This window comes from Cohnella sp. CFH 77786 (assembly GCF_019400745.1).
Lineage (GTDB): Bacteria > Bacillota > Bacilli > Paenibacillales > Paenibacillaceae > Cohnella.
Window position 1 is genome coordinate 91,618 of sequence record NZ_WJIB01000010.1, and the last position, 21,953, is coordinate 113,570.

General features: G+C 57.7%; 25 protein-coding genes. 12 read left to right on the forward strand and 13 right to left on the reverse strand.

Translation table 11 applies throughout. The features are described from left to right. The 12 genes from GE107_RS15895 to GE107_RS15950 all read left to right on the forward strand — a co-directional run bounded on the left by GE107_RS15895 (window position 1) and on the right by GE107_RS15950 (window position 10,636). A complete protein-coding gene (locus GE107_RS15895) occupies window positions 1-963 on the forward strand; it encodes a type II secretion system F family protein (RefSeq protein ID WP_219640969.1) in 963 nt (320 codons plus the stop codon). Window positions 964-966: 3 nt separating this feature from the next. Further along, complete coding sequence (locus GE107_RS15900) at window positions 967-1,884, forward strand: type II secretion system F family protein (RefSeq protein WP_219640970.1); 918 nt, start codon at window positions 967-969, stop codon at window positions 1,882-1,884. 30 nt (window positions 1,885-1,914) lie between these two features. Beyond that, a complete protein-coding gene (locus GE107_RS15905) occupies window positions 1,915-2,898 on the forward strand; it encodes a glycosyltransferase family 2 protein (protein ID WP_219640971.1) in 984 nt (327 codons plus the stop codon). Next, entirely contained in the window at window positions 2,899-3,639 is a 741-nt protein-coding gene (locus GE107_RS15910) for a class I SAM-dependent methyltransferase (RefSeq protein ID WP_219640972.1), read from the forward strand. A 24-nt stretch (window positions 3,640-3,663) separates the two neighbouring features. Next, entirely contained in the window at window positions 3,664-5,169 is a 1,506-nt protein-coding gene (locus GE107_RS15915; protein ID WP_219640973.1) for a hypothetical protein, read from the forward strand. Beyond that, complete coding sequence (locus GE107_RS15920; RefSeq protein WP_219640974.1) at window positions 5,166-6,335, forward strand: hypothetical protein; 1,170 nt, start codon at window positions 5,166-5,168, stop codon at window positions 6,333-6,335. The genes GE107_RS15915 and GE107_RS15920 overlap by 4 nt, the downstream gene beginning before the upstream one ends. Next, window positions 6,335-7,522 carry a glycosyltransferase 87 family protein gene (locus GE107_RS15925; protein ID WP_219640975.1) on the forward strand — a complete coding sequence of 396 codons (1,188 nt, stop codon included), beginning with the start codon at window positions 6,335-6,337 and terminating at the stop codon, window positions 7,520-7,522. Before GE107_RS15920 ends, GE107_RS15925 begins: the two co-directional genes overlap by 1 nt. 146 nt (window positions 7,523-7,668) lie before the next feature. After that, window positions 7,669-8,499 carry a hypothetical protein gene (locus tag GE107_RS15930; RefSeq protein WP_219640976.1) on the forward strand — a complete coding sequence of 277 codons (831 nt, stop codon included), beginning with the start codon at window positions 7,669-7,671 and terminating at the stop codon, window positions 8,497-8,499. Between the two features lie 81 nt (window positions 8,500-8,580). Further along, window positions 8,581-8,724 (forward strand): hypothetical protein, encoded by a 144-nt coding sequence (locus GE107_RS15935; protein WP_219640977.1) that lies wholly within the window; start codon window positions 8,581-8,583, stop codon window positions 8,722-8,724. An 86-nt stretch (window positions 8,725-8,810) separates the two neighbouring features. Next, window positions 8,811-9,368, forward strand: a complete 558-nt coding sequence (locus tag GE107_RS15940; protein ID WP_219640978.1) for a DUF421 domain-containing protein — start codon at window positions 8,811-8,813, stop codon at window positions 9,366-9,368. A gap of 98 nt (window positions 9,369-9,466) precedes the next feature. Then, window positions 9,467-9,997: a C40 family peptidase gene (locus GE107_RS15945; protein ID WP_219640979.1), complete on the forward strand. Its 531-nt coding sequence runs from the start codon at window positions 9,467-9,469 to the stop codon at window positions 9,995-9,997. Between the two features lie 219 nt (window positions 9,998-10,216). Next, a complete protein-coding gene (locus GE107_RS15950) occupies window positions 10,217-10,636 on the forward strand; it encodes a L,D-transpeptidase (RefSeq protein ID WP_370636437.1) in 420 nt (139 codons plus the stop codon). Window positions 10,637-10,708: 72 nt separating this feature from the next. Here the strand turns inward: GE107_RS15950 and GE107_RS15955 are convergent, their stop codons facing one another. The 13 genes from GE107_RS15955 to GE107_RS16015 all read right to left on the reverse strand — a co-directional run bounded on the left by GE107_RS15955 (window position 10,709) and on the right by GE107_RS16015 (window position 21,719). Next, window positions 10,709-10,921: a cold-shock protein gene (locus GE107_RS15955; RefSeq protein ID WP_219640980.1), complete on the reverse strand. Its 213-nt coding sequence runs from the start codon at window positions 10,919-10,921 to the stop codon at window positions 10,709-10,711. A 181-nt stretch (window positions 10,922-11,102) separates the two neighbouring features. Beyond that, window positions 11,103-11,306: a cold-shock protein gene (locus GE107_RS15960; protein ID WP_219640981.1), complete on the reverse strand. Its 204-nt coding sequence runs from the start codon at window positions 11,304-11,306 to the stop codon at window positions 11,103-11,105. Window positions 11,307-11,559: 253 nt separating this feature from the next. Then, a complete protein-coding gene (gene ptsP, locus GE107_RS15965; RefSeq protein ID WP_219640982.1) occupies window positions 11,560-13,302 on the reverse strand; it encodes a phosphoenolpyruvate--protein phosphotransferase in 1,743 nt (580 codons plus the stop codon). Further along, window positions 13,302-13,574 carry an HPr family phosphocarrier protein gene (locus GE107_RS15970; protein ID WP_219640983.1) on the reverse strand — a complete coding sequence of 91 codons (273 nt, stop codon included), beginning with the start codon at window positions 13,572-13,574 and terminating at the stop codon, window positions 13,302-13,304. The genes ptsP and GE107_RS15970 overlap by 1 nt, the downstream gene beginning before the upstream one ends. 20 nt (window positions 13,575-13,594) lie before the next feature. Further along, the gene (locus GE107_RS15975) at window positions 13,595-14,047 is read right to left on the reverse strand and encodes a PTS sugar transporter subunit IIA (protein WP_219640984.1); all 453 of its coding nucleotides are present in this window, start codon (window positions 14,045-14,047) and stop codon (window positions 13,595-13,597) included. A gap of 24 nt (window positions 14,048-14,071) precedes the next feature. Beyond that, window positions 14,072-15,448 (reverse strand): PTS fructose transporter subunit IIC, encoded by a 1,377-nt coding sequence (locus tag GE107_RS15980; RefSeq protein WP_219640985.1) that lies wholly within the window; start codon window positions 15,446-15,448, stop codon window positions 14,072-14,074. A gap of 3 nt (window positions 15,449-15,451) precedes the next feature. Continuing rightward, entirely contained in the window at window positions 15,452-16,414 is a 963-nt protein-coding gene (pfkB, locus tag GE107_RS15985; RefSeq protein ID WP_219640986.1) for a 1-phosphofructokinase, read from the reverse strand. Beyond that, window positions 16,411-17,190: a DeoR/GlpR family DNA-binding transcription regulator gene (locus GE107_RS15990; protein WP_255570526.1), complete on the reverse strand. Its 780-nt coding sequence runs from the start codon at window positions 17,188-17,190 to the stop codon at window positions 16,411-16,413. Before GE107_RS15990 ends, pfkB begins: the two co-directional genes overlap by 4 nt. Window positions 17,191-18,354: 1,164 nt before the next feature. Then, window positions 18,355-19,011, reverse strand: coding sequence for an FMN-dependent NADH-azoreductase (locus GE107_RS15995; protein WP_219640987.1), 657 nt, complete (start codon window positions 19,009-19,011; stop codon window positions 18,355-18,357). 27 nt (window positions 19,012-19,038) lie between these two features. Further along, a complete protein-coding gene (locus GE107_RS16000) occupies window positions 19,039-19,182 on the reverse strand; it encodes a hypothetical protein (protein ID WP_219640988.1) in 144 nt (47 codons plus the stop codon). Window positions 19,183-19,286: 104 nt separating this feature from the next. Then, entirely contained in the window at window positions 19,287-20,195 is a 909-nt protein-coding gene (gene ligD / locus GE107_RS16005) for a non-homologous end-joining DNA ligase (protein ID WP_219640989.1), read from the reverse strand. Window positions 20,196-20,587: 392 nt separating this feature from the next. Further along, window positions 20,588-21,223, reverse strand: a complete 636-nt coding sequence (gene rnhA, locus GE107_RS16010) for a ribonuclease H (RefSeq protein ID WP_219640990.1) — start codon at window positions 21,221-21,223, stop codon at window positions 20,588-20,590. 13 nt (window positions 21,224-21,236) lie between these two features. After that, window positions 21,237-21,719, reverse strand: coding sequence for a hypothetical protein (locus GE107_RS16015; protein WP_219640991.1), 483 nt, complete (start codon window positions 21,717-21,719; stop codon window positions 21,237-21,239). Between the last annotated feature and the right edge of the window lie 234 nt (window positions 21,720-21,953).

Below are 21,953 nucleotides of genomic sequence, written 5' to 3' on the forward strand. Positions count from 1 at the left end.
ATGATCTGGATCCTCGTGGCCATGTTCGCGGTGAGCAGCTTCCTGCTGTTCGCCGCGGTGCTGCAATTGCTGTTTCTGTCCAACAAGCGGCTGGACAAACGGCTCAACCGTTTATTGGATTTGAACGACAAAAAGCAGCTGAACCGAAAGAAGTTCAATCTCCTCGTCCGCATGCAGCTCTACAAGCGAACGGTTCGCGAACGCGTGCTGACGAAGAAAAAAAGCACGCGGCTCGAAAACATGCTCAGACTCGCCGGCGTTCCGCTGAAGCCGGAGGAATATATTCTCTTTCAATGGATCAGCACGGCTCTGGGCGGGGGCTTCTTCTATCTCTTGTCCGGCCAGTGGCTCCTGCTTCCCGTCGGTGCGGTTGCCGGCCTCCTCCTGCCCCGGTGGTGGATCGGCCGGAAGCGGCGCGCGCGGATCCAGGCGTTCAACGACGGGCTCCTGGATATGCTGACGACGGTCATCGGTTCGCTCCGCGCAGGCTTCAGCTTCGCTCAGGCGCTGAAGACCGTCGTCGACGAATCGGAAGGCCCCGTTCGGGAAGAAGCGGAAACCGTGCTGAAGGAGATGCAGTACGGGACCTCGATGGAGGATGCGCTGACCGAATGGAAGGAACGGATGCCCAGCGAGGATCTGGATCTGATGATTCAGGCGATCTTGATCCAAAGGCAGATCGGCGGCAATCTGGCGGTCATTCTCGAGACGATCGTCCAGACCATTCGCGACCGGGTGCGCATCCAAGGCCAAGTCACCACGCTGACCGCGCAAGGAAGAATCTCCGGGGTCGTCATCGGCGCGCTGCCGTTCGCGCTGGGGCTCGTCCTCTATTTGATCGATCCTTCCTACATCGGCTCGCTCTTCTCGCATCCCATCGGGATCGGAATGGTCGTCGCGGGGCTGGTCTCGGGCACGATCGGATTCATCCTCATCCGTAAAATCACGACGATCGAGGTGTGACGAATGCTGTATGTCGCTTTCTGCCTGACGGTCACCCTGCTGGTCTATTCCTTTTTCGTTCTTCGCGAAGAACGGCAGGACCGGCTTAAACGAAGGTTAAGCCATATTACCGGAGGCACCGCGGAAATCCGCCCGAATGCCTCAGCCGGACGGGAACCCCCTCTGCGGCGGAGCTTGCTGCTTCCCGTGTGGAAAGAATTCCGCCGCGGCTTCGGCAAAACCTTGGAAGAGCGGCAGGTTGCGAAAATCGAGCTCAGGCTGCTGCAGGCCGGCCAGCCATTCGGCATGTCGCCGGTCGATTTCCGAATCGCGCAGGCGGCACTATGCATCGCGCTGCCCGCCCTCTTTCTGTTCTACGCGCTTGCCGCCGGATTGGGACTTGGCGGGGCCGTTTTCGCGGTGCTATGCGGGATGCTGATTGCGGTTATTCTTCCCGGCCATTATTTGAAGACAAAGACGAAATCCCGCTCCAGGCTTGCGCTGCGCGAGCTGCCGGACGTTCTGGATCTGTTGACCGTCAGCCTGGAGGCCGGACTCGGCTTCGACGCCGCCTTGACCAAGCTCGTGTCCAAGAAGGACGGCGTTCTTCCGGGCGAATTCCGGCGATGCCTGGAGGAAATCCGCCTGGGCCGAACGCGGCGGGAGGCGCTGTCCGGCGTGAGGGACCGCGTCGTGCTGGAGGAGCTCAAGGTGCTGATCAGCAGCATTCTGCAGGCCGAGAAGCTGGGGATCGGCATGGTGCAGGTGCTTCGCGTCCAATCGCAGGAAGTGCGGGAACGGCGCAAGCAGCGTGCGGAGGAAGCGGCGATGAAGGCGCCGATCAAGATGCTATTCCCGCTGGTGCTCTTTATTTTCCCGTCGATCTTCATCGTGCTTCTCGGGCCGGTGGCCATTCAATTCCTTCAATTCGCCAAGAACTGAAATCGACAATCAAAGGCGGGGTTGGTTTTCATGAGGAAAGCGGTAAAGGGACGATTGGTTTCGATCCTTGTGCCCGTCTATAACGAAAGCCCCAACATCATGGAATTTTACGCTCGCATCACCAGGGTCATGAACCCGTCCGGCTACGCTTGCGAATTGATCTTCATCAACGACGGAAGCAAGGACGACACGCTGGACAAGCTTTACGGACTGCGGGAGAAGGACTCCCGCGTCAAGATCATCGATTTGTCCCGCAATTTCGGCAAAGAAATCGCCTTGACGGCCGGTCTCGACCATTGCCGGGGCGAAGCGGTGATTCCGATCGACGCGGATTTGCAGGACCCGCCGGAAGTCATTCTGGAAATGCTCTCCCGATGGGAAGAAGGCTATGACGTCGTCTATGCGACCCGTACCCGCCGGGACGGGGAAAGCTCGGTGAAGAAGGTGACGGCGCATTTGTTTTACCGGTTCATCAAGAAGCTGACCCCGATTCCGATTCCGAAGGATACCGGCGATTTCCGGCTCATGTCGAGGAGGGTCGTGAACGCGCTGACGGAGCTTCGCGAGCAGCACCGGTTCATGAAGGGACTGTTCAGCTGGGTCGGCTTCCGCCAGACGAGCATTACGTACCGGAGGGAGCCGCGATACGCGGGCAAGACGAAGTTCAACTACTGGAAGCTGTGGAATTTCGCCGTCGAAGGGATCACGTCCTTCAGCTTCCTCCCGCTGCAAGTCGCGACCTACGCGGGCTTCGGCATTTCCCTGTTCGCCATCGCGTTTGCGGCTTGGCTCTTCCTCACGACCTTGATCCACGGCAACCCGGTTCCCGGCTACCCTTCCCTGATGGTCGCGATCCTCTTCTTCGGCGGCGTGCAGCTCACGACGATGGGCCTCATCGGGGAGTATGTCGGCCGCATCTACAACGAATCGAAACGCCGGCCGCTGTACTTCGTGCAAGACAAGGCAGGCTGGGATGACGGCAGGGAGAGACCTCGACTGGAGGGGGTTCAATAGATGGAGCCATCGATTTACCTGAAGATGGACCGCCTGGAGCAAGAACATTGGTGGTTCGCCGGCCGGCGCAACATCATCGAGAGCCTTCTGCACACCCGGCTTACGCCTCTCGACTCCGATTCCCGCATCCTTGACGCGGGCTGCGGAACGGGCGGCAACCTCGGCCTTCTCTCCCGGCTCGGCTGCGAGGTCTCGGGCCTCGAAATGGACCGCGGGGCGGCGGAAATCGCCAGGTGGAAGAGCGGAAAATCGGTATACGTCGGCAGCTTGCCGGACGGGGTTCCGTTTGCCGACGAATCGTTCGACCTCATCGTTCTGCTCGACGTGCTCGAACACATCGACGACGATGTCGGCGCGCTTCGGACTTTAGCCTCGAAGCTGAAGCCGGGCGGAAGCCTGCTGATTACCGTACCCGCCTTCTCTTTCTTGTGGAGCCGCCACGACGAATCCCATCATCACAAAAGAAGGTACCGATTGCGGGAGCTGACCGATAAAATGCGGCAATGCCGCCTTCGCCCGATCCATGCCAGCTACTTCAATACCTGGCTGTTTCCGGTGATCGCGCTTGTTCGGATCCTGCAGAGGAGACTCGGACCAACCACGAAATCCGACGACTTGACCTTGCCCTCTCCCGTGCTCAACAAGCTGCTTGCCGGCATCTTGTCCAGCGAGAGACATCTGCTCAAGTTCGCCAAACTGCCGTTCGGCGTTTCGATCGCCGCGATCGGCCGGAAGACGTAACCCGCGGAAAGGGCCCCCTACTCTATGAACGTGAAGAGCCGCCGTCAAAGCATCGTATTCGGCCTATTCGCCGCCGTTTTTGTTGCCTTATTCATTTTCATGGACGCCGGCGTCTCCCGGGGCGATCCCGATACCTACTGGCATATCGAGCTCGGCAAGGAGATGATCCGGCAGCACAGGGTCATCGACACGGCGATCCATACGTTCGCCGGAGAGAGCTTGCCGTACGTGCCGCATGAGGTCGGTTTCCAACTGATCGTCGGGAGCTTGTATAACGCGGGAGAATGGAAGGCTATCCATCTCTTTACGCTGTTTTCCGTTTTTCTTCTGGCATGGGGGTTGTATCGGTTGATGGAGGTTTCCAGACAGGAGATGGACCTCCCCCGGATGCACCCTTTTTTGGTGTATGTTGTTCTTCCGTTTCTTCTTTATTTCATCTATCTGGTTTACTTCCATATTCGTCCGCAAATGATCTCGGCCGGACTGGTCGTATGGTTCGCAGTCTGGCTGAGGCGGTTCGCCTTGCATGCCGGAGCGGGCAAGGCGCTCGTGCTTGGCCTTCTGTCCTGGGTCCTGGCGAACGTCCATACGGGCGTATGGCCGGTTGTATTCGTGCTGCTGACCATGCACATGCTGGACAACGCTTGGTCGAAAAAGCTGGTTCGGTACGACTGGCTTGCCGCCGCGGGGGTGATCGCCGGCGGACTGGCGAATTTCGGGGGCTGGAGGAGCTTGACTTATTTCGCCGCCTTATCGAACAGCCCTTTCACCAAATGGATCAACGAGTGGCAGCCTATCTCGTATTCCGGTGACGGATTTGCTTTCGCGGGCGTGATCCTTTTCATTTTGTCCGCCATGTACAGCCTGACGCAGCGTCCGTTCCGGCCGTTTCGCTTCCTGCTCTTTATCGGCATGATGTATCTCGGATTATCGAGCTACAAGCAGTTCCTGTTCCTGCTGCTCTTCCTGCCCTACTATGCGGCGCCGGCCATCGACCGGTTCAAGCGGCTGCAGCTGTTCGGAAGCCCGGAGGCTTACATCCGGCCCAAAGTCGTGCTGCCCCTGCTCACCCTGGGATTAGCCGTGAATTTCACGGCGCAAATGTTTCAGGACGTGAAGGATCCGGCCTCGAAGTATCCGGTGGAAGAAATGGATTACATCCTGCAAGCCTTCCCTTCTTCGGAGCGGCCCAAAGTGCTGTCCACGTATACAACTTCCGGTTACGTCCTGTTCAGGGGTGGCGACGTGCTGGCGGACGGCCGGTTCGACCCCTTCATCCTGGACCCTACCCGGGGCGTGCACGGCTGGACCGCGTTCGAGCGTTCCGTGAACGGCTTTCGGTCCGAATATCTGATGGATGTCGTACGGTCGGACAAGCCCGATTATCTGATCATTCCGATGGCGGATGCGGATCCATCGGCCAACACCTTGCAGCTCGTCGCCTTGAAGGAAGTCGTTCGCCAATTGCCCAAGCCGGTTTTTAAGGGAAGCTATGGACTGGTTTGGGACCTGCGGGGGCGTTCCGAATGAAAGCTTGGAGAACCGTTTTGCTGCTTTTTGCCGTTAGCCGGGTATTGATCTTGCTGATCTTGTCCGTCGGCCAGCCCGAACATGCTCATTACACGGACAATCAGCTCCAACTCGAACCGGCTTTGCTTGACCGTTTCATCCTGTACGACTCGTTCAATTACGCGCAGATCGCCTCGGAAGGCTACACGGAAGACCGGCTGACCGCCTTTTTCCCGCTCTTTCCCCTGGTGGTCCATGGGTTGTCCGCCGTCACGGGAACGGATGTCTATTGGGCCGGCTTTCTCTTGTCGAATCTATTCTTTATCGCCTCGCTTCGGCTGCTCGAACGTCTCATGGAGAAGAAGGGGATTCCCGGGAAAGTCAGGTTTTTTACGCTGTCCCTCCTGGCCTTTTTCCCCTCCTCTTATTACTTCAGCGCTTTTTATACCGAAAGCTTCTTTCTGTTCCTGGCTTTGCTCGCCTTCCGATTATGGGGAGACGGCAAGAGGGGGGCCGCTTACTTCGTTGGAGGATTGGCCGCGCTTACCCGAATCGTCGGGATCTGGATACCGCTGGCCTTCTTCTTGGAAAGGGGGATCCGCCGCAAATGGGACGTCAAGGATTTTGCCGGGGCATTCGCGAGCGGGTTGATGTTTTCCGTCTATCCGGTTTACCTGTGGGTAACGAAAGGCGATCCCTTGTTGTTTCTGAAGGTGCAGGCAGCCTCGTTCGGACGGTATTCGACCCTTCCCTTTTATCCCGTCTATCAAGACGTCGTTTGGGCCGTCGAGAAATGGAAGGCGACCGGTTGGGTGAATCCGATTGCCGTGTTCCATCTGATTTTGTTCATCCTCTTCGTCTGGTATCTCGTTTCCGTCCTTCGTTCTCATCTAGCGGGCGGCAGCGCGGCCTCGTCCGAGTTCATCTACACCTCGGGGCTCGTCGCGATGTCCTTGTCCTCCATCGTCGTAAGGACCATGCATGTCGCGTCCCATGGATTCATGCGATATATTTTGGCCGTTTTCCCGCTTTTCCTGTTTCTAGGGGAACGTTGGTACCTGTGGCTGAACCGCACGGATCGCTCTTATCTAGCCAGAAGATCCGTTCATTATTTGATCCTGGTCGTCTGGTTGCTGTTTTCCGCTTTATTCCTTATGATCTTGCGAAATAAGGGGTTTGTGGCGTAATGATGAGAGCCCTCAAGGTCACGTTCGTTCTGTTTGCCGGAAGCAGATTGCTAATCTTTCTGTTTCTTGCCGTCGGTCAACCGGACCGGATCCATTATCTGGATCATCAGTTTCAATTGGCGAATCCGGTCCTCGACCGCTTTATTTACTACGATTCGTATAACTATGCGCAAATGGTATCGGAAGGCTATGCGGAGGATCGGCTGGCCGCGTTCTTCCCTCTGTTCCCTCTTCTGGTCAAAGGGGTCGTCGACCTGCTTGGCGCGGACGTTTATTGGGCAGGCTTCGTTTTGTCCAATCTTTTCTTTGCCTGTTCGCTCTGGCTTTTCTACCGGCTGATGGACAGGAGAGGGCTCAGCGAACGGGTGAAGATTCTGACGCTTTCCATTCTGGCGTTTTTCCCCTCCTCTTATTTTTTCAGCGCTTTCTATACCGAAAGCTTCTTTCTGTTCCTCGCTTTACTCGCTTTTCGATTATGGGAGGGAGGCAGGAGGAGGGCCGCTTATGTCGTCGGAGGATTGGCCGCGCTCACCCGAATCGTCGGAATCTGGATTCCCCTGGCCTTTTTCTTGGAAAGAATGATCCGCCGGAAGGGGGATGTCCGGGACTTCGCTTGGGCATCCGCCAGCGGTTTGATGTTTTCCGTCTATCCGGTTTATCTGTGGATCGCGAAGGGCGATCCCTTGTTGTTTTTGAAGGTGATGGCACCCGATTACGGGCGACATTCCACGATTCCGTTCTTCCCGATCTACGAAGACATATTGACGTTTATCAAGCAAGCTCGGGATTACGGTCTGATTGAACCCATCATCGTCTTTCACCTGATCTTGTTCGGCATCTTCCTTGATTATTTGATTTCGACGGCAAGGAGGCAGCGTAAAGGGGAAGACGTAAGCTGGTCCGAGCCGATCTATACGTTCGGACTGATTCTGATGCCGCTCTGCTCCGTCCTGATCCAGCCGGTTAACATTCCGTCCCACGGCTTCATGCGCTATTTCCTGACCGTATTCCCGTTGTTCATTTTTCTCGGGAAACGAGCGGACCAGGTTTTGACGCGCGCGGATCGGAAGTCGCTCTCCCGCTGTTTTGTCGTTTGGAAAGGCTTGATTTACTTGACTCTGTTCATGTGGGTCATTCTCTCGGTTTATAATTTGCTTTCTTTACGCCATAAAGGGTTCATTGCCTGAGTCTGTTCTCTTGACACTTGGGGCCGGGCCGGGTTATAGTGGACGAAAATAAACGAGCGCGCATCGGGAAGCACCCGTAAGCCAAGGCGAATCGCCTGGCTTGCGGGTGCTTTTTCGCGTTTGGCGCCGGGAAGGGGTTATCGAATATGGCAAGGTTCAATTGGAAGACATGGCTGTGGGCTCCGCTTCTCCTCGTCGCGGCAGCCGCCGCGGCCGCGAGCCCTGCACTCGCCGCCTCTCCGGACTTCACCGCCTACCAGAAGACGGCTTTCGACCGCTCGGTCGCGGCGGCGGACGAAACGCTGGGGACGAAGCTCAAGCAGCAGTTCGCGGAATTCGAAGCGCTGCGGGTGTCGAGCCGGGACTGGGAGCAGAAGATTTCCGACCTGCATTACCGCAGCGCGGACGAGATGGCGGCATTGCGCAAACGGATCCCGCTCATCGACGCGGACAAGATCGCCAAGCTGAAGCTGACGGTCGAGCAGACGAAGAAACAGCACCAGAATCTGTTCGATCTGTACCGCTCGGCCAATGACGGGCTGAAAGCGGCCCGGAAGCTGAAGAACAAGACCCTGACGGCTCTCCTTAACGCTCAGGTGGAAAGCCTGAAGCTGCCCGTGCTCCTCGCCCGCCAGGATATCAAGAACAAGGACACGGCCTATCAGGCAGCCAAGAAAGCCGCGGCCGCCAAGATGAAGAAAGTGAGGAACACCCTGTCCGCCGTCTCCCCCGTCCAGACCCGGATCAAAGCGGCCAAGAGCGCCTTGACCGCCCCCAAGGACAGCCGCTGGACGGTATGGAAGAGCTTCACGCAATCCATCGGCAAGCGCGACGCCAAATCGGCCGCCGGATTCCTCGCGTCCGTGAACGCGCTCTCCCGGCAAATCATCGAGCGGCAACGGGACATTTTCGAGCTCGAAAGCCGGGTCGCGGACATTATCCGTACCGCGGAAGCCCAGCTTGTTCATCCAGGATAATCAGTCCCTCGCACGGCCATAAAATCCGGGAAAGTGGCCATACTGTCTGGGAACGAATCCACGCCCCCGGAGGTGACGTGCATGACGGGACGCAACAATAAACCGGACAACGACGGCCCGGCTTCCTCTCCATCCCGCCTGGACCAGTTCGGCGACAAATGGTCCGAGAACGCGGACAGAAGGCCCAAGAAACCGCGGCCTGCCCAGAACGAAGGCAACTGCTGAACCCGAGCACCGGCCCTTAAGGGTCGGTTTTTTTCTTCGTATTGGGCATCATAAACGAATACATAGCGCTTAGGAGGACTTCTTCCGTGTTCTCATTCATGTACGAGGCAGCGTGCGTCATCGTCTTCGGATTTGCCGCTCTCCGCCTGGCCGGCAAGAAAGTGATGGCGGAGATGACCACGCTGGAAATGGTTACCGTCTTGGCGATCGGCACGATCATCGGACATGCCGTGACGGAAAACGAGCTTTGGAAGACACTCGTGTGCATTTCCCTCTTCATCCTTATTCTGCTTGCTTTTCAGTTCCTCGCTTTGAAATTCCGATGGGTCGAACGGGTCATCATCGGACGGCCCACCTTGATCATACGCGACGGACAAATCATCCGGCGCAACCTGACCAAGCTGCGCATGACGACGGAACAGTTGGAGCTGCGTTTCCGGGAGATCGGAATCTCCAATCTCTCCGATATCCGGACCGCGACGATCGAAATCAACGGCCAGATCGGATATGAATTGACGGAGTCGGCACAGCCGCTGACCCGGGGCCAAGCCGAACAAATCCTCGCCCTGCTGAAGCTGCAGCTGCCGCCCTCCACAGGCAACACCGACGCTTTATTCGAGGAGATTCGGCGTTCCGATGGCTGAGTTTGGAAGATGAGAATCGGTTCAGATTCAACATAACGCCCAGAAAGCATGTTATAGTTTGTCCTGTCACGACAAATCCAGTCAACAGGAGGACGATTATGAAATTTCCAAAATTGGCAAATAAATTGTTCCTTGCTTCTGTCCTCGGCCTGTCCCTGCTCGCTGCGCAGCTGTTCGGCGCCGGAGCCGGATCGGCATTCGCCGCGGCAGACGGGACGGTTTCCACATCGGCATACTCGACCGCCTCTTCCAAAGCGGATAAGATCGTGAACTTCGCGAAATCCCTGCAGGGCAAAGTTCACTATGTATTCGGAGTGAACGATCCGAGCACTTATACGTTCGATTGCTCCTCTTTTACGAAATACGTCTTCGCGTCTCAAGGCATTAACCTCAAGTGGAGCTCGCGCGCCCAGAGCCGGCAAGGCGAGTACGTGGCCGAAAGCGACCTGCAGCCCGGCGATCTCGTGTTCTTCAGCGTAAGCGTGAAAGGACAAGTCAACCACGTCGGGATCTATATCGGGGACGGCAAATTCATCCACAACACGATCGGCAAGAACATCAACGGCATCCGAATCGGCGACCTCAGCAAGTACAGCAGCCGTTACATTACGGCCAGAAGGGTTCTGTAACCAACCTTTCCCTCCCTTTTCAGCACGCTGTCCGACACCCTGTCGGTCAGCGTGTTTTTTTGTTGCCCGCATCGGGCACGCCGCCCTCATGGTCCAGACCCCCTCCCGCATATATAGTGAGGAAGGGAGGTTCTTGCGATCAATTCCGCCGTTTTTCGAGCCGTCTTCCTCGTCCTAGCCTTATTTTTCATCCCGATCGCCGCCGTACAGGCGGGGTCCGTGCCGCTTCCGGACAAATACGCAAAAGAAGAGCAATTCATCGTCATCGACAATTCCGATAACGTGCTCCGCTATTATGAAAACGGAAAGCTGGTGAAGCAATTCTCCGTCGCGACCGGGAAGAAGAAAACCCCGACGCCGGAAGGCCTGTTCACGATCCGCGAGAAGATCAAAAACCGGCCGTACTACAAGGAGAAAATCAAAGGCGGCGACCCGAGGAATCCGCTTGGGGACCGGTGGCTCGGCTTGAAGGTGAAGATCGGCAATCAGGTTTCCTATGCCTATGGGATCCATGGAACGAACAATGAGAAATCCATCGGCAAATACGTATCCAAAGGCTGTATCCGCATGCACAATAAGGACGTGCGCTGGCTCTACGAGAAGATCAAGGTCGGAACGCCCGTGTGGATCACGAAATAGTCGCCCGCTCCGCTCTGGAAGGCAGATAAAAACCCAACCCCGCGAGGGTTGGGTTTTCCTGTATCGGAAATCCTATTTCGAATATTTTCGGATCGCGGCGGTGTTGACGAGAACAGGCAAGCTTCTCATGCCGCTCTCCATGGGGGAATGACATCTAGGACAGACCGGCTCTGCGGCAAAGGAGAAATTGACCCTCATCCAGCCGTTGCAATTCTCCCGGGTGCACGACCAGACAGGGGTCATTTCCTCCGGCAGCTCTTCGAACGTCTTTTTGCGCGAATACATGGGAATCGCCCCCTTCCTCCCTAGCATGCCCCCGAACCGCCAAAATACCCCGAAAATGTAAAACAAGCGCCGAAAGGGGGCGGACTAACCGAACGGTCAATCTCAGAAAAAAAAAGATCGCCTGGTCTCCCGCCAGGAAAGCAGGATCACAAGCGATCTTCCCGTTGAATCGCGATCGGTCTTACAGCTTAACCACGTTCTCGGCTTGCGGGCCGCGGTTGCCTTGGACGACGCTGAACTCAACGCGCTGGCCTTCGTCGAGGCTCTTGAAGCCATCGCCGACGATTGCGCTGAAGTGAACGAATACGTCGTTGCCGCCTTCGACTTCGATGAAGCCGTAGCCTTTCTCGGCGTTGAACCATTTTACCGTTCCTTGTTGCGACATGCAGTACACCTCCTTTTTTCCCGTACATGACTTCTTTATTTCGGCAGAAATAAAAAACTCACATATTGTACAAGGTTATTCGCCCCAACCATAACCCTCTACAATATGCGAGTTCAGGTCAAAATTTGAAGCAATGTCATCGTAACACATTCCATCGGGAAAAGCAAACGCGGAAAAGCAAAATCGTGAAATTGGAACTTCCGACCCCGTCCGTTCACCCCGTCCTTCTGCGGCCGGGGCGATGACGGATGGATTAAGCGCGGAACGCTTCAAGCGCCTCCCGCACTTCGGCCGCCGTATCCATGTCCAGGATCCGTTCGGCCAAAGTCCGGCATTCGGCGGCGTTCAGCCGGGTGATCTCGCGTTTGATTTTGCGGATCGCGGACGGAGACATGCTCCACTCGTGGAGTCCCAGACCGACTAGAAGCGGAGCGGCTAGAGGGTCCCCGGCCATGCTGCCGCACATGCCCGTCCACTTGCCGTGGAGGATCGACGCATCGATGACCTGCTTGATCAGCCGAATGACCGCAGGATGGAAATAATCGTACAGGCCGGACACCCGTTCGTTCATCCGGTCAACAGCCACCGTATACTGGACGAGGTCGTTCGTTCCGATGCTGAAGAAATCCACTTCGCGGGCGAACCGATCGGCTTGCAGCGCCGCGGCGGGGATTTCGACCATGATGCCGAGCTCGACCTTGTCCGCGATGGGCACTCCCTCCGCATGCAGCTCCGCGCGGACCTCTTCGCACATCTTTTTCGCCTGCCTCCACTCCTGCAGACCCGAAATCATCGGGAACATGATCTTCAGCGTGCCGTACGCGCCGGCCCGCAGAATCGCGCGAAGCTGGGTCCTCAGCAGCTCGGGACGATCCAGGCACAGGCGGATGGCGCGATACCCGAGGAACGGATTCAGCTCATGCGGCAGCTCCAGATAGGGCAGCTCCTTGTCGCCCCCGATATCGAGCGTCCGGATAATCACGGGTCGCCCCTGCATCGATTCCGCGACCTGCTTGTAAGCCTGGAATTGCGTCTCCTCGTCGGGCATGGCGCTTCGGCTCATGAACAGGAATTCGGTCCGGTACAAGCCGACCGCTTCCGCGCCCTGCTCCGGCAAACCCGCAGCTTCCTCCGGCGTGCCGATATTGGCCGCGATTTCGGCGCGGAATCCGTCCACGGTGACCGCTTCTTGATTCGCGTACGCTTGCAGCTGCTGCCGGCTCTCCTCCTGCAGGCGCATTTTCTCGCGGGCGGCTTCTACGGTCGAGGGATCGGGATGGATCACGCACTCGCCGGTCGTACCATCGATGACGAGTAAGTCCCCGGTACGGATCGAATCGATACCGCTGCCCGCTCCCAAGACGGCGGCAATTCCGAGCGAGTTAGCCAGGATGGCCGTGTGGGACGTTTTCCCGCCGATCCGCGTGACGAAGCCGAGCACGAACCGGCGGTCCAGCTGAACCGTGTCCGACGGCGTCAAATCATCCGCGACGATAATCGTTTCCTCCCGGATATCGGACAACCGGCTCACTTCCCGGCCGATTACGTACGTCAGCATCCTGCCGCCGATGTCCCGGACATCGGCGGCCCTCTCGCGCATATACTCGACAGGCATGCTCTCGAACAGGCCCGCCGTACGCTCGGTGACTTTCCGAACGGCGGCCGCGGCCGACCACTGCTCCTGCCGGATCAGCTGCTCCATGGGCGGAAAGAAGACGGGGTCGTTCAGCATGCTGACTTGCCCCTTCAGAATGACCGCCTTCTCTTCCCCGAGCTTCTCCTGCGTCTGCGCGATCAGCTGCTCCAAGTCTTGCAGGCAACGGGCCTTGGCTTCGTGAAGCCGGGCGATCTCGCGATCCGGGGCGTCCGTTTTCGTCTCTTCGGCTTCTTCAAGCCGGACCGGAGCATAGACGAACGCCTTCCCGACCCTGACGCCTTCCGAGACGCCCAATCCCCCAATCCGGATTTCCGCCGGCTTACCTCTCACCGTGTCCATTATGCTTCTCCGAAGCCGCTCTCAACCAGCGACACGAGAGCCTCCAGCGCTTCCGACTCGTCCGGGCCGTCGGCGGTTATCGTGATGACGCTGCCCTGCTGAAGCCCCAGCGTCATGAGCCCGAGAATGCTTTTGCCGTCTGCACGCACGCCATTCGCTTCTACCGCGATGTTGATTTGAGATTGAAACTTGCCCGCCTGTTCCGTGAACAGCTGGGCGGGGCGAATGTGAAAGCCCGCCGCGTTCCGGATCGTGGCTTGTTTGGATACCATGACGCGTCGCTCCCTGTCTATTAGATGGTCTGCAGCAGCTGGGTCAGTTCGGCCGGCTCGCGTACGGCCAGAAGACGGCTGCGGAAATCTTCGTCAATGAGTTTGCGGGAAATGGCAATCAGAATCTGCAAATGCTCGTTGCCGGCCGCCGCCTCCGGGACCGCGATCATGAACACCGCGGAGACGGGTTGACCGTCCAGCGAGTCCCAGTCGGCGGGCTGCGCCAGTTTGGCGAATGCGAGGCCGGGTTTGCCGACTCCTGCGGATTTGCCGTGCGGAATCGCGACGCCGAAGCCGATTCCCGTGGAACCGGTTTTCTCCCGGTTCGTGACCGCCGCGAGGTACGCGGCCGAATCGGTTACGCAGCCGGAAGCGGCCAGCGCGTCCACCATTTTCCCGATAACTTCGGATTTATCCGCCGCTTCTAGCGGGATCAAGATCGCTTGTTCGCTCAGAAGTTCGCTTACGTTCATCGCAATGCCCTCCTGGGTGGTGACTTAGTTCACCGTTTTTTTCAAAATCGAAATCATGAGCGCGGTAACGACAGTACCGATCGCGATCGCCAGCGCGTACAGCCCCAGGTTCGTCACGGCGTTCGGGATCGCGAGCACGAAGATCCCTCCGTGGGGCGCCTTCAGCGTAGCCCCGAACAGCATGGACAAGGCACCCGTCACCGCGGAGCCCGCCATAATGGATGGGATGACGCGGAAAGGATCGCTCGCCGCGAATGGAATCGCGCCTTCCGTGATGAACGAGATTCCGAGCACGGCGGCCGATTTGCCGGCATCCTTCTCTTCTTGCGTGAATTTCTTCCGGGCGATCAGCGTCGCGAGCCAAAGGCCGAGCGGAGGCGTCATCCCCGCGGCCATAACCGCGGCCATCGGACCGTAAACCTGGCTCGCGGTAAGGCCGACCGCGAACGTGTACGCCGCTTTGTTCACCGGACCGCCCATATCGAAGGCCATCATCGCTCCGAGCAGCAAGCCGAGCAGAACCGCGTTCGCAGAGCCGATCGATTTCAGCCAATCCGTCAGTCCGTCCATAATCGCTTTCACAGGTTCCCCGATCACGTATACCATCATGAGTCCGGTGAACGCCGTCGCGAGCAGCGGGATGAGCAGAATCGGCTTCAAGCCCTCCAGGTTGCGGGGAAGCTTGATCGCTTTCTTGAGCCACAGCGCCGAGTAGCCCGCCAGGAAGCCGGCCAGGATGCCTCCGAGGAATCCTGCACCCGTATGAGCAGCCATCATCCCGCCGACGAGTCCGGGTGCGAGCCCCGGTTTCTCCGCGATCGAGAAGGCAATGAAACCGGCAAGAATGGGCACCATGAGCCCGAATGCGCCCGTACCGCCGCCGATGGCCATCAATGCGGCCGGAAGCGTTCCTTCTACCTCAAACGCCTTGATTCCCCAAATGAAGGAAATCGCGATCAGCAGGCCGCCCGCCACGACGAGCGGAAGCATGTGGGACACGCCGGTCATCAAGTGCTTGTAGGGACCGGACCTGGAGGCGCTGCGGTTCGCCTTCGTCTTCTCCACCTGCCGGAGGTAATCGTCCGCATCCGCGGCTTTCATGTCCAATGCCCGGTCGATCAATCCGTTCGGATCCTTGATCGCTTGGGCGACGGGCACCTTCACGACCGGTTTGCCTTCGAAACGGGATTCCAACACGTCCGTATCCGCGGCCACGATAATCGCATGCGCCTCCGCAATCTCCTTCTCCGTGAATTCGTTCTCGACGCCGACCGCTCCGCGGGTTTCCACTTTGATCTCGACCTGCTTCTCTTTCGCGGCTTTGGCCAGCGACTCGGCCGCCATGTAGGTATGGGCGACACCGGTCGGACAAGCGGTTACGGCAAGGATTTTCTTCGCCATCGTTTACTCCTCCTTAAGGGGGTTCATGGTTGAAATTCGAGTAATATCGACCCGTTCCAGCGATTGCCGCACTTCTTCCAGCGTTGCAACCTCCGTGCCCGGCTTGGATGCGGTGATCGTACCCGCGGCGGAAGTCATTCTTGCCGTCTGTTCCGGGTTCATTCCGTTCAGCAGGCTGTAAGCCAACACCGCGGCCATGGAATCCCCGGCTCCTACCGTGCTTAGCGGCACGATCGGGAACGGCCGGGCCCGGTACGCCTCCCCTTCGGTGACGAGGATCGAACCTTCCCCGCCCATCGAGACGAGCACCTGCGAGATTCCTTTGCGGATGAGCCCTCTCGCCGCACCGACGATTTGATCGTCCGTCGTCAGCGCGGTGCCGAGCAGCGCCTCGAGCTCGTGGATGTTCGGCTTCAAGGCGTACGGCGCCGCTTCGATGCCTTCCGCAAGCGCCTCGCCATCCGCGTCCAGGATCGTTCGCACGCCCGCCCGGTTCGCCATTCCGATCAGCTTGCGATAGAAGTCGGGCGACACTCCGGGCGGCAAGCTGCCTCCCAGCACGACCAATTCGGCCTCTCGCAGCTTCGCCTCGAACTGACGGACGAATTCGTCCTGCAAAGCCTCACCCGGGCGGAACCCGGCTTCGTTCAATTCCGTCGTTTGCTTCGTATATTCGTCTACGACCTTCAGGTTGGTGCGCGTCTCTCCCTCCCCCTGCAGCAGGACGGAGGGGATGCCGGCCTCTTGAAGTCTCTCCTGGATCACGCTGCCTCCGCGCCCGGCTGTAATCCCCCAAGCGACGACGGGAATCGAAAACCGTTTCAGCACTTTGGCTACATTAATGCCTTTGCCGCCGGCATCGGTTCTTACCGTTTGAATCCGGTTCAGCTGTCCGAGGGCAAAATGTTCGACGGTTACGGTTTTGTCCACGGCCGGATTCATCGTAACCGTGTATACGGCTTTCATTTGTCGATTCTCCTTGCGATTGTGACTTTGATGCCTTCCGCTTCCATTTCCTGGACCACTTCGCGTGCGACCTCGTCGTCCACGACGCAATGATGGATCTCGGATAGGTCAGCCACCTTGGCGAAGGACACCTTCCCGAATTTGCTGTGATCGGTGACGAGGATCACTTGCCTGGCGGACCGCATCATGCTGCGCTTCGTCTCCGCTTCCGTCAGATTCGGCGTCGTAAGCCCGCTTTCGGCGTCGATGGCGTTGATGGCGAGAAACAATTTGTCCACCTTCAGGGAACCGATGGCGCGATCCGCGAGCGGGCCGACCATCGCCTGCGTCTCGTGGCGCAGCGTCCCGCCCGTGAGCAGCAGGTGAAGCTGCTTGACCTGACTCAGCTCCTGGGCGACCATGTTCGAGTTCGTGACGACGGTCAGCTTCTGAAAGCTTTTCAATAGTTTGGCCAAATAATACGTCGTCGTCCCGGAATCCAGGAATACCGTATCGCCTTCCTCGATGAAAGAGACCGCCTGTTTGGCGACCGCTTCCTTCTGCGCGCGGAACCGGTCTTCTTTCTCCACGAACGAAGGTTCCGGACCGTCCTGCTGGAGCGCGACCGCGCCTCCATGCGTTCTCCGGAGCTGCTTCGCGTCCTCCAGATCCCTCAAATCCCGGCGCACCGTGGATTCCGACACCTGGAATCGTTCCGCCAGCTCCGGCACCGATGCGCGGCCCCGCTCCTGGACGTAACCCGCGATTTGCCGCTTTCGTTCTTCCTCGAACAGCAAGACAGCCTCCACCTCCCCTTCGGAATCATAAATCGGAAGTGTTGTGACGTTTTATGCTCATTTAATGATTTATTGTTCGCGATTATGATTATATATGCTCATTTTGTAAAAGTAAAGCGTTCTCATAATCAAAGCGATGTAAATGGATGCCATAGAAGAATCGGCAAAAAACGGCCAAGAAGGCCGTTCATTGGTTATATCAGCTCGCTCCCGGGCGGATCGGAGGGATATCTTCGCATGATTACATGCCGATTCGTGTCCCTCCGCCGCTATTTCAACCATTTCGCATGACCACGGGCCGATTAGCGTCTCTCCGCCGCTAATTCAACCATTTCGCATGACCACGCCCCGATTAGCGTCTCTCCGCCGCTATTTCGACCATTTCGCATGACCACGGGCCGATTAGCGTCTCTCCGCCGCTATTTCGGCCGATTCGTGTCCCTCCGCCGCTATTTCGGCCAATTCGCATGACCACGCCCCGATTAGCGTCTCTCCGCCGCTATTTCGGCCAATTCGCATGACCACGGGCCGATTAGCGTCTCTCCGCCGCTATTTCGGCCTATTCGCATGACCACGCCCCGATTAGCGTCTCTCCGCCGCTATTTCGGCCGATTCGCATGACCACGCCCCGATTAGCGTCTCTCCGCCGCTATTTCAACCATTTCGCATGACCACTCGCCGATTAGCGTCTCTCCGCCGCTAATTCAACCATTTCGCATGACCACGCCCCGATTAGCGTCTCTCCGCCGCTATTTCGGCCAATTCGCATGACCACGCCCCGATTAGCGTCTCTCCGCCGCTATTTCAACCATTTCGCATGACCACTCGCCGATTAGCGTCTCTCCGCCAATACTCGGCAGGACGAGCGGAAATCAATAACGTGAAATTTTCCCCTGAAACCCAAAGGACCCGCAAGAACGAAAGCTTGCTTGAAGCCTTCATCCTGCGGGCCGCTCATACATGCCTTAAGACTCGATCACTTCGTCCAGCTCCGTATGCTGCCGGCGGCTCGCCTCCGCGACTTCGCGGTCGAGCTCGCTCTCGCCTTGTATGGCTTCAGCCGCCTCGGACTGCTGACGTAGCTGCTTCTCCGTCTGCCCGATGCCGTGAGCCTCTTGGTGCTGTCTCGTGGATGCCAGGGCGGATCCCTCCTTCCGTCTGTTTCTACGCCCGGACGGGTTCCCTCGCGAATCTGCGAGCCGCTTCCTGAGCTCTCGCGATCGCTTTCTCCTTGATCGACTGCGCCTGATCCGGCATTTGGGCCATGCCCTCCACGATCACGGATTCCACGTCCTTGATCCCGATGAATTGGAAAACCGCGCGCAAATAACGGTCCCCGAACTCCATTTCCTTCGCCGGTCCTTCGGAGTACACGCCGCCTCGAGACTGAATATGCACGGCCTTCTTGTCCCCGAGAAGTCCGACCGGGCCGTTCGACGTATAGCGGAATGTCTTCCCGGCGATGCAAATGGTGTCGATATAAGCCTTTACCCGAGGAGGAACGCTGAAATTCCACATCGGCGTAACGAACACGTATTTATCCGCCGAGATGAACTGGTCCGTCAGATCGTTGATTCTCGCGACCTTATCCTTCTCGTCGCCCGACAAATGGTCGAACGCTTTGCCCTGCTGGAGTTTGCCCCACCCGCTGAAGACATCGGTATCGAGATAAGGGATCCGGATCTGATAAAGGTCCAGATCGATGATTTCGTCTTCCGGCCGTTCCTTCCGGTACGCTTCGATAAACGCGAGCCCGACGGATAGACAATAAGACTGCTCGATCGCTTTGGGATTCGCCGTAATATACAGCAGCTTTCCCATGGTTAACCACCTTTCTGCGCCGCAGGCTCACTCGCCCGCTTGCTCCGGATCCATATCCTTCCCGTACACGAACGCAAACTCCGCCGGCTCCACCGTCCGCCCCGAACCCGAATCCGCCGTCTCCTCGGACCTGACATCGTCCAGCGGTATATCCTGTCCATAAATGAACATCTCGTATCCTCCTGCCGTTCGGGATGCGGATAGTGTTCTCCCGTTACCGGAACCGCATGCAGCGCACGCCAAAACGATGGCGTAACAGCTCCGCCCGACACGACTCAGGTATGACCTCGAACGAAATCCAGGATGGGGTCCAGCCTCTGATTCAGCCGATCCGTAACGCCAGAAACGAATCGGAATAAATCTCCCGTCTTCATCAGACGAGCGGGCATGCTCGCGACCGTGAAATCGGTCGGGCGAAAGCCGAGTTTCACTTCTTCCCACGTGACGGGGGCGGATACCGCAGCCTCCGGCCTGGCCCGAACGGAGTAAACCGCCGCCATCGTGCGGCCTCGCCACAGCTGCAAATAATCGAAGTAGAGCTTGCCGCCTCTACGGCTCGGGACCCGCTCCAGCGTAATGGTTTCGGGCATATGCCGAAGCATGTACTCGGCGATGAACCGATTCAGCTGCCGTGTCTGTTCGAACGTATAGACGGGAGCGATCGGCACGAAAATCTGGAGGCCCGTCGCTCCGGACGTTTTCGGAAAACTTCTTAAGGATAAGGAGTCCAGCACCTTGCGCAGCTCTTCCGCTACCTTCCGTACGACTCCGAAATCCATGCCCTCCGAAGGATCCAGATCGAACACGAGCTCCGTCGGATAATCCTTGCGGTCATGACGATCGAAAGGAACGTGGAATTCGAGCGCGCCGCGGCTCGCGGCCCACGCCAGCACGGCGGCATCATTGAGCAGGATTCTTTCCTTCCCGTTGTAGACGGTGCGGGACACCCAATCCGGAGCGCTCCCATGGATGGAACGCTCTTCGATTCGGCGGCCCCCTATGCCCTCCGGATAACGCCAAATCATGAGCATTCGGTCCCTCGTGTATGGGATCATGAAAGGCGCGACCGCGAGCAAATACCGGAGATAGTCCCATTTCGTGATGCCCTGCTGCGGCCACAGCAGCAGGTCCGGGCTGGTGATCGGGATTTCCTTTCCACCGATGGAGAGAATGCGGGTTTCCAACTGGAGCTCCCCCCGTGATCAACGTTGCATGCTACCGTTATTCCATCCATTATCCCCGTTTTGCGCGAACGATCCGGGCGTATCATGATGCTGTACTTCAAATTGTTTTTGTCTGCCGCAGGCACGGTCCAATTCAGCAAGTCCCACACACCCTCAAGCGGAAATACCGTATATTCGTAATATCCAGGCGGTACATCGCCGCTTTTGTAAGACATACTCACCGCATAGCTCAAACTGCATAAAGCTTCTACCGCCCTGGCAAATTCCTCGACGTTAGGGTCTCCAGAACCGTTGACCATGACAGCTGTAAGTCACAATTCAATGCCCTCCAAACCAAACAAGCCCTGCTTCCGACGCGACAATGCGTCATGAGCAGGGCCCTGTTCCGGATGTTATTTTCTGCCGTAATCGGCCTTGATTTCCCCCCATTCGGAGGTTTCCCACTTGAGCAGCTTGTTCTTGTAGCTGTTCGTCTGCAGCCACTGAACCGCACGATCCACGAGTGTCCACACTTCCCGGGTCGACTCGTCGCGCGCGAGATTCGTGGCGACCTTCTTCTCCTTGACCCATTTGAGGGCGGTACGGGAATCGCTGTACACGGTTTTGTCGCTGCCCGTTTTTTTCAAGTAAGCGAGGGCGTGCACGATGGCGAGGAACTCGCCCAAATTGTTCGTGCCTTTGCTGATGGGGCCGTATGAGAAAATCACTTCTCCCGTCCGGGTATCCACGCCTTTGTACTCGATCGGCCCCGGATTCCCGCTCGTTCCCACGTCGACCGAAATGCTGTCGTAATCGACGGGAGGCGCCGTGCCGGGAGATCCGGAAGCCGCCTTCTTCCCTTCCGCCTGTCCGGCCGTCAGCGCGCGTTTCCAACCGTCCTTGTATGCTCGTTCCGCTTCCGCTCGCGAGTCGAACGATTTGTATTTGGCGCCGGTAAATCCGTCCACTTGCGCTTTGCATGCCGCCCAGCTGTCGTAGATGCCCGGGGCGTTGCCTACCCATACGACGTAATATTTTTGCTTGGCCATAACCGATCTCCCTTTACGAGCGGGCGAACCCTTCTTCCCGAAGATAAGCCGCGGCTTCCTCGTACGTGTCGAAGGCCGCGTCCAAATTCAATCCGGAGAAGACGTACCACATGCCGTCTTCGTCATCCAACTCAAGCGTCAGCTCCTGGTTCTTCGCGTTTGCCCACCGCTCTTTGCCCGAGCGCGCCCGCCCGGGGGACACGCCTGCGCCTTCCGGCTGCCCCGACAAGGAAAGGATCGACTGGCCGATGACGGCCCGAAGCTCTTCCGCGCCAAAATCACGGATGTTGACGAAGCCCTTGTCATCCGTTTCATAGCCGTCCAATTGACCCGCGTAAACGAATCCGTTGCCGTTCGGATGAAGGTGGTAGACCACCGTTTTCTTATCGTAGGCGCTCTCTTCGTAATGGTAATTGACGCGTCCGAGAGACACGTCCTTGCGCTGCAGCTCGGGGAATGAATCCGCGATCGCGAGCTTCTGTTCGAAACTGAGCATTGTCGGCCTCCGTCGTCTGGTTCTTATCCCGCATTATACCATGTATGGCTTGACGATGCCGCAAGGGAGCCCTTTCGCCGGATCGGCGCAGCAAATAAAAGCAGAGAAGAACCCTTTCAAGTTCAACTCCGGTCAGGGATATTCCCGTAATGGAATGTTTTTCGATCAGGCTCTCGGCTCATTCCGAAGAAGGGAGATTCAGGTCACTTATCGAATAAGTAATGGAATACGCGG